General features: G+C 67.6%; 13 protein-coding genes and 1 pseudogene. 10 read left to right on the top strand and 4 right to left on the bottom strand.

Features of this window, described 5'->3' with window-relative positions; genetic code table 11:
• Positions 1–90: 90 nt before the first annotated feature.
• On the bottom strand, positions 91–660 hold the full coding sequence (locus AB0C69_RS25785) for a hypothetical protein (RefSeq protein WP_360357724.1): 570 nt from the start codon (positions 658–660) through the stop codon (positions 91–93).
• A 782-nt stretch (positions 661–1,442) separates the two neighbouring features.
• Here AB0C69_RS25785 and AB0C69_RS25780 point away from each other — a divergent pair.
• The 4 genes from AB0C69_RS25780 (at position 1,443) to AB0C69_RS25765 (ending at position 5,541) form a co-directional block, all read left to right on the top strand.
• The gene (locus AB0C69_RS25780) at positions 1,443–2,792 is read left to right on the top strand and encodes a pentapeptide repeat-containing protein (RefSeq protein ID WP_360357722.1); all 1,350 of its coding nucleotides are present in this window, start codon (positions 1,443–1,445) and stop codon (positions 2,790–2,792) included.
• Between the two features lie 270 nt (positions 2,793–3,062).
• Positions 3,063–4,262 carry a glycoside hydrolase family 6 protein gene (locus AB0C69_RS25775; protein WP_360357720.1) on the top strand — a complete coding sequence of 400 codons (1,200 nt, stop codon included), beginning with the start codon at positions 3,063–3,065 and terminating at the stop codon, positions 4,260–4,262.
• A gap of 245 nt (positions 4,263–4,507) precedes the next feature.
• Entirely contained in the window at positions 4,508–4,843 is a 336-nt protein-coding gene (locus tag AB0C69_RS25770; RefSeq protein ID WP_360357718.1) for a hypothetical protein, read from the top strand.
• Between the two features lie 2 nt (positions 4,844–4,845).
• Positions 4,846–5,541, top strand: coding sequence for a hypothetical protein (locus AB0C69_RS25765; RefSeq protein WP_360357716.1), 696 nt, complete (start codon positions 4,846–4,848; stop codon positions 5,539–5,541).
• A gap of 86 nt (positions 5,542–5,627) precedes the next feature.
• Here the strand turns inward: AB0C69_RS25765 and AB0C69_RS25760 are convergent, their stop codons facing one another.
• Entirely contained in the window at positions 5,628–6,629 is a 1,002-nt protein-coding gene (locus AB0C69_RS25760) for a helix-turn-helix domain-containing protein (RefSeq protein WP_360357715.1), read from the bottom strand.
• Positions 6,630–7,367: 738 nt separating this feature from the next.
• Between AB0C69_RS25760 and AB0C69_RS25755 the strand changes: the two genes are divergently transcribed.
• A complete protein-coding gene (locus AB0C69_RS25755; protein ID WP_360357713.1) occupies positions 7,368–7,826 on the top strand; it encodes an HIT family protein in 459 nt (152 codons plus the stop codon).
• 6 nt (positions 7,827–7,832) lie between these two features.
• Here the strand turns inward: AB0C69_RS25755 and AB0C69_RS25750 are convergent, their stop codons facing one another.
• Positions 7,833–8,453: a class I SAM-dependent methyltransferase gene (locus AB0C69_RS25750; protein WP_360357711.1), complete on the bottom strand. Its 621-nt coding sequence runs from the start codon at positions 8,451–8,453 to the stop codon at positions 7,833–7,835.
• Position 8,454: 1 nt separating this feature from the next.
• Positions 8,455–9,222, bottom strand: a complete 768-nt coding sequence (locus AB0C69_RS25745) for a hypothetical protein (protein ID WP_360357709.1) — start codon at positions 9,220–9,222, stop codon at positions 8,455–8,457.
• A gap of 157 nt (positions 9,223–9,379) precedes the next feature.
• On the opposite strand from AB0C69_RS25745, the gene AB0C69_RS25740 reads away from it, so the two are divergent.
• The 5 genes and pseudogenes from AB0C69_RS25740 to AB0C69_RS25720 form a co-directional block, all read left to right on the top strand.
• Positions 9,380–10,051 (top strand): hypothetical protein, encoded by a 672-nt coding sequence (locus AB0C69_RS25740; protein WP_360357707.1) that lies wholly within the window; start codon positions 9,380–9,382, stop codon positions 10,049–10,051.
• A gap of 43 nt (positions 10,052–10,094) precedes the next feature.
• Positions 10,095–11,159: a thiamine-phosphate kinase gene (thiL, locus tag AB0C69_RS25735; RefSeq protein WP_360357705.1), complete on the top strand. Its 1,065-nt coding sequence runs from the start codon at positions 10,095–10,097 to the stop codon at positions 11,157–11,159.
• Between the two features lie 474 nt (positions 11,160–11,633).
• Positions 11,634–11,756, top strand: a pseudogene (locus tag AB0C69_RS25730) (DUF397 domain-containing protein); the annotation flags it as partial.
• Positions 11,757–11,830: 74 nt separating this feature from the next.
• Positions 11,831–12,424: a hypothetical protein gene (locus AB0C69_RS25725; protein ID WP_360357703.1), complete on the top strand. Its 594-nt coding sequence runs from the start codon at positions 11,831–11,833 to the stop codon at positions 12,422–12,424.
• Positions 12,425–12,589: 165 nt separating this feature from the next.
• Positions 12,590–12,783 (top strand): hypothetical protein (locus tag AB0C69_RS25720; RefSeq protein WP_360357701.1); only part of this gene is annotated, 194 nt, incomplete at its 3' end.

Below are 12,783 nucleotides of genomic sequence, written 5' to 3'. Positions count from 1 at the left end.
GGAGCTCGGCCTTGCGGCCGTCGTCGACCGTGACGGGCGGTTCGGCGTCGAAGCTCCCGGGCGGTGGGCCCGGTCCATGCTGGGAGCTGGTCAGGCCGCGCGGCGTCGCCGGTAGTAGTGGACGGTGACCGCGATCAGCAGCGGGCCCCAGAACACGACCGGTGCGAACGAGGCGTTCATCAGCCACGCCCATGCGCCGGTCGGGGAACCGGAGCTGCGATGCGTCCAGGAGTAGAAGTAGCCGGCGGCGTACAGCAGCACCGCCATCGCCCCCAACGTCGCGGTGGTGACCGCGAACCGCACCGACACGCGCTTGCCGCCGACGAACCCCATCCAGCGGGGGAACCGCTCCCCCCACGGCTGGATCAGACCGAGGGTGGCGAACGATGCGACCTCACTCAGCAGGATCAGGGCGAGCACGTACGCCGAGCCCCAGCCGGGGACGTGCAGTTCCACCATCGCCTCGTCGGTGAAGCCCATCCCGAACCCCCACGCCATCGGCAGCCGCCACAACGCCGACGGCAGCGTCGTCAGGGCCGCCGCGTGCGCCGCCCAGCGCGCCCATCTGGGCACACCCGGCACGGTGCGGAACCCCGCTTTCCAGCCGCCCCGCTGGACTTGGACGCCAGCGGACGCCGTTTCGATAAGGGTCGTGGTCATCGTGGCTCCTTGAGAGTGGCGCTCCGGCTCCCGATCCCGGCATGAACGACTTTGCTGGGATCGGGGGCCGGATCCCTCCCCCAGCCGGGTGGGCCGTGCCGTCCCGTCTCCCCCGTGAGAGCTACAGCCGCACGCCCCGCCTGACCAGGGATGACAAAGGGCCAAGAAGATCAGCTCGCCGCGCCACGCGGACGCGGGCGTCGTCGCCGGCCTCGGTCAGCCGGGCGGCCATCTACTGCCAGGCTGCGTCCAGCGCCACGCAACCCCACTCCACATGCGAACCTGGACAAGCGGTCTGAACGTAGTGGCAGCGCCTCCGAAGGCGATCAACGCCCCTCCCTCACCCCCAGTTCAGGGGCGAATCCGACGGAAATTCCTACAGGGGAGGCGGACGGGCGTGGGGTCTTCCCTGTGAGGTCGGTGGGGTGCGGCGGATCGCCGGGTCCTTGCTGTCCCCACCGCCACCACCGCGCCGCCCACGTCCGTGAAAGAGCTGCCCACGGGTTCGGGGGCAGGCGGTGTCACCGGGATGGTTCGGTGGCTGCCCGGGGCACCTCGGGAAGCACTAGGTGTAGGTGTCTGCGGTGGATGAGGGATGCGAGGGCCCCCGCGTTTCGCTGATCATCTTTAGGCCGACCTTGGCGAGCGGCGCCAGCGTGGCCGCTCCGTGGAAGCGGATCGGCGGCAAGGCGCTTCTTTCTCGGTCTCTGCGTTGCTGGACTGGGCTGGAGGCGCCTTCTTGGGCCCTGGTTGCGTGGCGTGTCCCGTGATAGGGAGCGAGTATGGCGCTGCCTCGCCCGTTCAACACTGAGATCTATGTCCACCCGGACATTGCCGGCCTGGAAATCACACGGCTGGCCGCTCGCCTGCCCGAGTGGGCGGGACGGCAAGCCACTGAGCCGGCCGACCGGCCCGCCGCCGAGGCGGCGATCCGCGGGTTGTACGAACTGGTCGGCGCGCCGCAGCCTCGGCTGGTGTGGATCGATTCACCTCGCGGGGATCCCGATTGGAACTGGAGTGAGTTCGGCTCGCCAAAGCCCCAGGCGATCGCGGCCGCACACGGTGTGCCGGAACCGGGCGAGTTCCTCCTGACCCTGCTCAGCGGTCATCGGGGCAAGAGGGGCGGATGGTTTTTCCGTAAACGGCGACGGGAGGTCTGGAAACGGAGGCTGGCGCTGTGGAAGGAACTCATCGAGTCCTGCGGCGGCTGGTGGCCCTTCAAGGAGGTCTGCCTGGTGTGCGAGCGGCCCGCTCAGATCCGTCTCGCCAAGGCGCCAAGGTCCGGGGAAGACCCTTTGGTGCTGCACTGCCGCACAGGTCCGGCCCTGCGCTACCGCGACGGTTTCCACCTGTACGCGCTGCACGGAAGGGTCGTCCCCGACGAAACCCTCAGCGGCGAGCGGACAGGGGCCAGTCGGCCGTCCGGATTACCGGACAACCTGGCGGAATTGATCGATGACAGCAGTGCCGAGGCAGTCGCCCGGCTCGCCGGCAAAGACTTGCGTGGGGCCGACCTGCGGGGCGTCCGGTTCCCCAAGGGCACCGACCTCATAGGCGCCGACCTCAGCGGAGCCGATCTGCGCCATGCCGATCTCTCCTGCGCCGAACCGGGCCCGAGCCCGGGACTGGGAGCCGCGTTCAACGGCGCCAAACTCATCGGCACGGATCTACGCGACGCCGACTTCGGCATCGTCGGCTATTTCACCGGCGCCGACATGACCGACGCCGACATGACCGGCGCCTACTTCGGCGGCGCCCCCGAGACCGGCACCTCGTCCTTCATTGACGCCAAGCTCGTGCGGACCAAGTTCATCGACGCCTACCTGGTGGGAGCCTTTTTCACCGGCGCCGACCTCACCGGAACGGATTTCACCGACGCCCGTTTACACTACTTCTCCGGATCGATCGACCCGAGCTACATACTGTCGCACTTCGCTCAGTGCACGTGGGACTCCACGACGAAATGGCCGGACGCCGAGATGGCCGAGGCCGTCCGCGGGGTATCCGACCCCATCGACCAGGACACCTTTCAAGTACGCAAAGAGCCACCAACTCCACCCGGACGACGGGAACCCCTCCCTCAACCACACCCCCTTCCGGAGGGCGACCCCTTCTTCGACATCGGCCACTAATTGGCAGTCGTCAACATCCTGGGTGGATGAACTCGCCTGGCCACTTGCTGTTGCGCTAACCACTGGGCCCACACACGCGGTGGCAGCGTGACTGCGCATGGACGATCGGACGATCTTCGGGGTTTTGGGTCTTGACGGATCTTCGGAGGATGCTCAGACTCCTGCATGGGAGCGCTCCCACACTCCGGCTCACTCGTCCCGCTTGGCCGGATCACTCAGCGATTCTCATGGGTGCGCCTCCTCCACCACCCCGAGAGTCTGGAGTACCGGATGAGACGCGCCATCGGGATCCTCGCTACGGCCGCGACGAGCATCGTCGCGCTTCTCGCCCCGCCGGCGCAGGCGTTGGGGCACGACGATCCGCTGGCCGGGAAGGCCCAGTTCTATGTCGAGCCCTCGACGAACGCCGGGCGACAGGCTGACGTCTGGGCGGCCGCGGGACGCGAGGCCGACGCGGCGCACATGCGGGCCCTGTCCAAGGTCTCGCAGGCGATCTGGTTCACCAGTGGCACCCCCGCTGAGGTGCGGACGGCAGTGCGGCAGACGATGGTCAGAGCCGCCAAGCAGCACGCCGTTCCAGTGCTGGTCGCGTACTACGTGCCGGGCCGGGACTGCTCGCAGTACTCAGCGGGTGGCGCTCCCACCGAGGCCGCCTACCGCGCCTGGATCGACGCCTTCGCTAAGGGAATCGGCGGTGGCCGGGCCGTGGTGATCGTGGAGCCCGACGGGCTGGCGCTGCTGTCCAGCGAGCCGTGGTGCAACGAGGGCGGTGGCGGGACCACCGGAACGCCAGAGGACACCGCCCGGGTCGACGAACGCTTCCGCGAGATCAACTACGCGGTCGGCGCCCTGCAGCGGCTGCCGCGCACCGGCGTCTACGTGGACTCCGGACACTCGGACTGGCAGCCCCTCAACGACTACGACGCCGGATACGGCGAACCGCGCGCCCAGCTCGGCATGGCCAGCCGCCTGCTGAAGGGCGGCGTCGCCAAGGCCGACGGCTTCGCGCTGAACGTCTCCAACTACCGCAGCGACGAGGAGTTGGTCTCGTACGGGACCAGGCTGTCCAAGTGCCTGCGCTTCCGTCAGGAGACGGGCGCGACCAGTTGCTCCGACACCGACCTGGCCACCGTCCCGGACGATCCGCGCAAGCTCACACACTTCGTGCTGGACACCAGCCGCAACGGCCAGGGGCCGTGGACGCCTCCGGCAGGCGAGTACACCGACCCTCAGGTCTGGTGCAACCCGCCGGGCCGCGGCCTGGGCGCCCGGCCCTCGACCCGCACCGGTGATCCCCTGGTCGACGCGTTCCTCTGGATCAAGCGCCCCGGCGAATCCGACGGCCAGTGCACCCGCGGCACCGCCGGCCCGGAGGACCCCGAGTACGGCGTGGTCGATCCCGCGGCCGGCGCCTGGTGGCCCGAGTACGCCTTGGGCCTCGCCCAGCGAGCCGTGCCTCCTCTCCGCTGACCGGCCGGAACCGGACCTGCGTGACGCGGTCAAGGCCGCCCGAGCTCCGCGCCCCGGATGGCCCGTGCTGCTGCTCCTGAAGCTTCATCGGTCTGAACCGACCCGCTTGAACGCTTCACCTGCGGCACCTGGCGGTCGTGGATGCTTCCGGTCGACCAAAGCGTCGCCAAGTACCGACCTTTGAGCGGTCGGTGGTCGTCTTTGGACGGCTGTCGGCGCGGAGGCGGACTTCTACGTTCGAGATCATGGATGTGGAAGTTGCCGGCCCGCCTCCGCTGCCGCGCCGGATCGCGCTGGTGGTGGCGTTGGTGCTGCTGAGCGCGGCGTTCGGGCTCGTCCGGGCGGGGCTGATCGACCAGAGCCTGTTCAATCCCGACTTCGTGGACGGGCTGTCCTGGGACCGCGACCGGCTGCCGACCCACGTCCCGGAACTGGGCCTCAGCGCCAAGTGCCTGCTGGGTTGCGTCGCAGGCCACGGGCTGGGCGCGGCTCTCCTTCTGGGCGGGCTGCTCCTTCTGGCCTGCATCGACCATCGCCTGCGCCGCCCCGTGGGGGCCGTCGCGCCGTCAGGGAGGTCCTGACCATGCGATCGCACCCGAATGCCCCCACCACGCTGGCCCGGTCGGCCCGGGCGCAGGGGGCGCTGTACGCAGCGGCGGCGATACTGCTGGCCGGCGTCGCCTGGCTGCTCAAGCCGCTCGCACACTGGATCGTGGGCCTGGAGTGGGCACCGATGCGGGGCCCCGCCAAGCTGCTGGTCTCCATCCCCGAGCCGTGGCTCACCGTCAGCCTCGTCGCCCTGGGGGCGCTCGCGGGGACGGCTCTGATCTTCTTGGACTCCCTGGAGCTGACGTCGGTCACCGTGTCCGGCGAGCGGGTGATCCTGAAGCGGGCGGACCACGTCGAGGAGATCGCCCGCGAACGGGTCGGCCACGTCTTCCGGGAGAAGGACCGGCTGGTCCTGCTCGGCCTCAAGGGCGAAGAGATCGCCCGGGAGAAGTGCGACCTCAACGCCCGGCGCCTGGCCGCGGCCTTCACCGAGCACGGCTACGCATGGGCGGTCGGTGATCCTTACGAGGACGAGTTCCGGATCTGGTTTCCCAAGACCCCGGAACTGCCCGAACTGGCGAACGCACTGCTCGCGGCCCGCGCGGAGGCCATGAAGTCCTCGGGTTCCGGCGACTCCGTCAAGGAGCTGCGCCGCGAGCTCGCACGGATCGGCATCGTCGTACGCGACAAGGGCCGGCAACAGTACTGGCGCGGCCCCGGCCGGCGATGACGCAACGATTCGGTTCGGTTGGGGGCGGTTGGCGGGGTGAGCCGCCGAGTCAGTTTTTCGGGGTCTCGTTGCGGGGGGCTGGAGAGTTAGCGGTGGGCGCGGATGGCGAGTTCCATCTCGAAGCGCCATGCCGGGTCGCGGAGCTTGTCTCCGAACAGTTCGTCCAGGCGGCGCATGCGGTAGCGGACGGTCTGGGGCTGCAGGTGGAGCGGGGTGGCGGCCTGCGCCTGGGAGCCCGTGCTCAGCCAGGCCAGAAGGATCTCAAAGAGCCGTCGGCGTGGTTCCGGTTCGAGCCGTTCCAAGGCGGCCATGTGGTGCTCCACCAGGCGGCGTGTCAGGTGTTCGTTGTTGAGCAGGAGCAAGGTGGAGAGGTGGTCGTCGCAGCGGACGTGGTCGGTGCTGGGGAAGGTCCCCTGGCGGAGAAGTGACAAGGCCTGTTCGGCGGTGTGCAATGACTGCGTCGCCTCGGCCACATCGACCCGGATGCCGACGGCGAATCGCATGCCCTGGAGCCCGCAGCGCAGCCGGTCGGTCCATCGCGCTGCGTCCGCCGCCCGTGCCAGAACGCTCGGGGCGATCGTCCCTTGCTCGGCCAGGATGATTTGCAGCAGACGATGCCGGTTCTCGTGCAGCGACTCGGCGCCTTCTTGGGACATCTCCGTGTAGGAGGCGAGCGCGTGGGCGGACAGGTCTTCGGCGGAGGTGAGGACCGCCTCGGTCACACCGTAGAGATGGTCGGCGGTCGTACCGGATCGTCGGGTGGCCTCGGCCAGTCGGCGCCAGGCGAACCGTGCGCCTGCCTGGTAGGCGCTTTGCAGGAGGGCCGGGCTGACGCCGTGGAGGTAGGCGCTTCGTCCCAGGGCACGGTGCATCCTTGCCCGGTCTTCCGGGGATTTCGCCGGGTCCGCGATGTTCCTGACGAACGTGCGCAGCTTCTGGTCGATGGTGGATCGCGCGTCGTGATCGGAGGAGTGCGGCGAAGCCCGGGCGATTTCCGGGATCGACCGCCAGACGTCCTCCAGGACCCTCTCCGGCAGATCCGATGACCGCGACCGGAGGTACAGGGCGAGCGCCTGGCTGAGAGGCACTCCAACCAGCCCGACATTCCCGGTCCTCTTCCTGTGACGTGTTGCCCTCATCCAAAGCTCTATGGGGAACAACGCCGCAGGCGAACGCGGCGTGTGGGCGTTCACCCTTAGCGCGCATTGGGATTTCGCCGTCCAGTCGACACGCGCGCTTCCATCATCAAGGCCGCTACCGGTGCGAGCGCACCCCCGGCAGGCCAACGCCATCATCCGCATCGAATCGGTCGTCATCCCTGGCGGGCCCCGCGCTCCGCCGGTCCTCCTGCAACCTCGCGCACCCCTCGGGCGCGCCTCCGCCGTGCCGGTAGGCCGACCTCAGAGACAAGATCTTTCGACACAAGCACTGCCACCTTGGCGAAAAGGGGAACATCCCTGACCACGTGCGTCGTCCGTCTCGCCGACCGGCTGTCACCGGCCGAACACTTCAAAAGGTCGTTCTCGCGCGGCAGGCACCTTGCAGTATGAAACACCAGAGTCGTAACGTGGCCTAGTGGGCGGGTACGACATTTGTGACGTAACCAACCGTCAGGATCCACCGTGGCACCCATGACTCCTGTGACCATTCACCTTCGCGCGGCGATGCCAGCCGCTACCATCTGCGAAGTCGTGAGCACACACACCCCGCCATGCATTTGATCACTGGATCTCGCATATCCGTACATCCGGGCGACAGGGGAGAGTCGATATACAATGCTCATCGGGCATACATCGAGAGGAGGGCCGATCAAGAGGCTTCGACTCTTGATCGGTCTCCTTCAGCGGCGCCACCGACATGAGCACGCAAGGCCCCCGTCCGAACCCCTCGCAATCACCACCGACTGCATCTTCTGCCAAGCGGATGACCCGTCACTCAACAGGATCCTCTGCGAGAACGATCTCTTTTTTGCGCGCTTCGATAACTTCCCTGCCAATCCCGGGCACATCGAGATCGTCCCTAGAAGGCATGTCGTCTCGTTCTTCGACCTGGACGAGCATGAGGTCCTCAGCGCCTACATCTTGATGCGCAAGGCACGGGATCTCCTAGACGAGAAGTACTTCCCCGAGGCTTACACGATCGGTGTCAACGACGGCAAGGCGGCCGGGCGGAGCATCGATCACCTGCACATCCATCTGATCCCCCGGCATCATGGCGACGTCGATGATCCCCGCGGGGGGATTCGCCGGGCCGCTCCGAACTCCGATCCCGACGCCTGGCAATAACGCGGGCTATCGCTGACCGACCGCGATGAACCAACCCGCACGTCCGGCGAAGCGGATCCGGACGTCGGAGAAACCGGCCGCCTCCAAGCAGCCCGCGAACGCTTCCGGATTGACGAGCGTGAACCACCGCCGCCCCTCCAGCGATCCGCCGTCCTTCCAGCCCTCGCTGTCCCCGGTTCGCATGCTTATCGCCGCGATGCCCTTCGGCGCCAAGACGCGGTGGACCTCGGCCAGCGCTCGGCCCATCTCGGCCGATGGGATGTGGAGCAGGCTCCCCGAGGCCCACACGCCGGCCACCGACGCGTCCCGGATCGGGAGCGCCAAGGCGTTCAGCCGCAGGAAACCGAGCGTGCGCCCCTCCTCCAGCGCTCGGCCGCGGGCCCACGCGAGCATGACCGGAGCGTAATCACCGGCGATCACCGTGCGGCCGAGCGATGCCAGCAGCCGGGCATCCCGGCCACCGCCGCATCCAAGGTCCAGGACGGGCAGGGAGCGCGGAGCGAGGTGGGCGAACTCGACGACCTCGGCACGCAGTCCCGGAAACCGGGCGTAGTCCTCCGAGACTTCGCCGTAAACGTTCGCATTGGTGTCGTAGCAGCCGCAGGTCTCACGGGTGATGTCACCCACTTCAGACATTTTCAAAGCCATCCTCCCCGACCACGAAGGTCAGTGAATTGAGGATATGCCAGATGCGCTGCGCATTGAGGGAGTCATAGCCATGCGAGACATCGAAGCTGACGCAGCCCACGAACCTGGCACGACCGTTTCTGATCGGGGTGGCGAAGACCGCGCCGCGGTGGCGGTAGCGCTGGAACTCCTCCCAACTGAACCCCATCACGGCATCCGCGCCCTCCCGCGCCCGGAATGAGGTGAATGCATCTTCGTCGACCAGGTCTCGTGCGAGCGCCGACACATCGACGCCCACCTCCTGATCGTGCTTCCAGCACAGACCCACGACGCCGACACCGGGAGTCGGATGAATCCTGCGAGTGGCCGGTGACGCGCCGAGCCGATAGGTGGCGACGCGCGTGAGCTCACCGCGAAGCGGATGGCGGTAATTGCGCTTCCGTTGCCAGATGTGCAGGCCGAGGTCGCTCACCGCGATCGCCGGGGCGACTGCCGAGCAGACTTCGATCAACTGGCCGAACGCGGTCAGGACATGCCTGCGCATGACCAGACGGCGCTCGACGCGGAGACGCTGGGACCACGACTCGGAAGGAGTCGCGACACCGAAGAAGCCCGCGATCAGAATCAGGGTGACGAGGACGTAAGGGTATTCGCGCTCGACATCTTTCCACAGCTCGCCGGAAGGAAATCCGTACTGCTTGCTTGCAAGAGTCACCGTTGCCGCCAGCACGACCAAGCGGTCAATGGCACGCGCCGCCGACATCTTCATCCGCCGCTCATCCCCGCTCGCCACACCGTGGTCTCGCCATAGGCTTGCCAAACTATACCCGGGCCGAGTAAGAATATGGATGCCGACTGGACGGACTGGAATTTCGGTCCGCCAACGAAGCGAAATAGGATAGCCCGAATTGCGGTCGAGGTGATCCGTGGCCGAGGGAGACTCTTGTGTCGGGTCCGACTTCTGTCAGGAACTCGCCGGGGCCGAGGACGTCACCTTCCATCGGGTCTACGGCGGGTCTCCACCTGGAAGGATCGTGGGACGCGGCAGCATTTTCGCGCTGCTCGCCGACATGTCCCCCTTGACCTCGGGACATCTTCTTCTGGTGCCCAATGCTCACTATGTCAGCTTTGGGGCTCTGATGTGCGACCACACCGAGGAGACGGCGACCGCACTCAAGCACATAATCCCCCCATACACGGCGAGCTTTGGCGAACCCGTCTTCCTTGAACACGGCTCCACAATGCGGATGGACGGATCTGCGTGCGTCACCCACGCTCATATCCATCTACTTCCCCTGCCGTTCAGGGAGGTCAACAGGCTGATCCTGCGGGACGGCCTGACGCCGACCACCCTGGGCGGCATCGCCGATCTAGAGCAATTCGGGCATGACGATCTCCCTTACTTCTATTGCGGAGACGCCGCCGAACACAAGGTGTACGCTGCGAGTCGGGCAAAGCCCCGTCAATATCTGCGATCAGTGGCAGGAAGACTTCTAGGCCTCACTGACCCGGAATGGGACTACGCAGTCATCGTCCGCAAAAATGTTCTGGTGGCGACGATGAAAGAGACTGCGCGCTGGAGGCTTTCACTGCCTTAGGCCATTGACACCCCGCAGGAAGGTTGAGGATGGAATGGGTTCCATGCAGAGCGCCGGCCCCGCCTCCGACGAGCCGACGCGGCTGGCCGACATCATCGCCCCCATGTTCGGTGGGCAGTCGGGATGGTCTCAGCAGCTTAACAGCGGAGTCCGGGCCGAACTCGTCGCGGGTGCCGACGCCCAGGACGACTGCGCGGTCTTTGGAATTGACGGGCCCATGGAAATCGTCGTGGGCTCGGACTACGTTCGCGGGCCGAAATTCCAGCTGTACGAACTCGGCTACCTGTCGAACTACGACATCGGCTACTACCTGGCCATGGCCAATCTCAGCGATATCGCCGCCATGGGCGCGCTTCCGATCGCGCTCCTGACGGTCGTCCGCTATCCGCGGTCACTGCCGGACGACGACTTCACGGCTCTGATGGAAGGGATCCGTGACGCCTGCCGGGAGGTGGGCGCGCCGAACGTCGGAGGCGATATCGGCAGTGCCGAGCGGATCATCCTGTCCGCGTCCGCCGTGGGCATCGTTGAGCGAGGCGGCTCACTGCTGCGGACCGGTGCCCGCGCGGGAGACCGCCTCTGCGTCACCGGGCCGACGGGGGTGGCGGCATCCGCCCAGCGCTACTTCGGCGGTCTCAACACCGGCTCAGCGAAGCTCTCCCCGGACGAGGAGGAGACTTTGATATCCGCTTGGCGGCGACCCCAGGCGCTGGTACGGCAAGGGCGCTGCCTGAGCACGAGCGGTGTGGTGACGAGCTGCCAGGACACCTCTGACGGGTTGAAGGCCGGCGTCCAGTCGCTGGCGGCCGCCAGCGGCGTCGGCTTCGTCGTGGAGGAGAGCGCGCTGCCCGTCGCGGGCATCGTGGCGGACGTCGCACGGCTCACCCATGGTGACCTGACCTCGGTCATCCTGGGCGATTCAGTGGACTTCCAATTAGTCTTCACTGTCGCGGAAGATGGGGCGTCGCGGCTGTCCAAGATTTTCGCGGATGAGGGTCTTCAGTTCTTCGACATCGGCTACGTCACCAAAGAACGCGAAGTCCGGCTGAGGCGCGCGGACGGTCGACAGGACGAGCTCCCCGGAGTTCCCTGGCGTCACGCCACCTGAGCCGACCGGAATTCAGACTACGCCGACGGGCATTGCCTTCGACCCACAGGGCACGCTCTCCGCGCTCCGTCCAGCTGAATGGCTCGTGACCGCCGGGGTCAGGTAGACGTGGACCACCCAGCCACGATGGCGAGAATCCGGGGCTCTGCTGGATGGACTGGAGTGCCACGTCCACGATCGTTCCGTCCAGGGGCACCATGAGCTGGCCGGCGCAGATGATCGCCAGAGCCCGCCATCGGGACGCCAGGCCGGGCGATGGCGGGACCTCGAGTACAGCCGTACCAAGATGGCGCGGGCCCGCGCCGCCCACGATGCGGCGAGGCTCAGCCGTCCGTCACCACTCCTCGGTGACCGCAAGCCGCCCTGACCGACCCGCCGGATCGGCCTCGGCGCGGCGGCCCGGCAGTCAGGGTCGGGCGGCGAGCGGCGTCCTGAACAGGGCACACACGTGGGGCTGCGGCAGGTCCTGGCGGTGACTGCGTGGAACCGGCCGACGTGGTTGCGGTGCGGGATAGTAAGGACCCGGACGGGCCCGTCCTCCTGTTGACCCGCGCGGCCCTGCGCACTGCCGTCCAGTCCGCCGCCGACATGCACTGACGACCGGGGGCCCACCACCCTGCGGCGAGTCGTGGAAGATTGCAGGAGGAGAGGCGCGTTACCTGGGAGGGGCGATGCTGTTCAGGCGGGAGGTCCTTGAGGGGATCGCGGGCGGGCGGATCGACCGGGTGTTCCGGGTGTGGGGCAAGCCCCCGGTCCGTGCGGGGAGCACGCAGCGCACCTGGGCGGGGATCATCGTCATCGACTCGGTCACGGCCGTCACCCCCGAGGAGATCACCGAGGAGGACGCGCTGCGGTCGGGCTTCAACAGCCGCGCGGCGCTGCTCACCGCCCTGTCCAAGAGCACCAAGCAGGGCGGCTACCACCGCGTCATGCTCCGTCTGGGCGGGCCCGACCCCCGAGCGGAACTGGCCGGGAACGCCGACCTGACCGACCAGGAACTGGCCGACCTCAGGGCCTCCCTCGACGCCATCGACAGCCGCAGCCGCCGCGCCCCCTGGACCCGCGAAGTCCTCCGCCTCATCGAGGAGCACCCCGGCCTGCGTGCCCTGGACCTGGCCGAACGCCTCGGCCGCGACAGACTCCCTTTCAAGGCCGACGTCCGCCGCCTCAAAGCCCTCGCCCTCACCGAAAGCCTGGAGACCGGGTACCGCCTCACTCCGCGCGGCAAGGCCCTCATGGCCTACCTACGGTCTTTGGCCGAATGATCTGATCCCGGGTCCTGCGAGACGCTGCGCGGCCTGGCCGCCTTCCTGCGGCGGGCAGGGGGTGTGGTTAACCGAACCCCCGGTCCGCCTGCTTCCACGATCGACCCGACGGCGCCCCCGGGACGAGTCTGGAGACATCCGTTCACGCAGTTCGGAAGGTGTCTCATGGCGATTCTCGTTTCCCGCGTCACGCGCCGGTCCCGCTTCGGCTCGTCGCTCTGGCGGCGTTCCGCTTACGCGTTCGCGGCCCTGCCTGCGGGGCTTGCCGGCGTGGTGCGCCGCCTGGTCTACTGCGACGCCTACGTACCCGAGGACGGCCAGTCCTGCTGGGACCTGACCACCGATGCCTACCGCAGCCT

The sequence above is a fragment of the Actinomadura sp. NPDC048032 genome (genome assembly GCF_040653175.1).
Lineage (GTDB): Bacteria > Actinomycetota > Actinomycetes > Streptosporangiales > Streptosporangiaceae > Spirillospora > Spirillospora verrucosospora.
The sequence above is the reverse complement of the archived record's forward strand: the minus strand, read 5'-3'. Positions and strand labels throughout refer to the sequence as shown.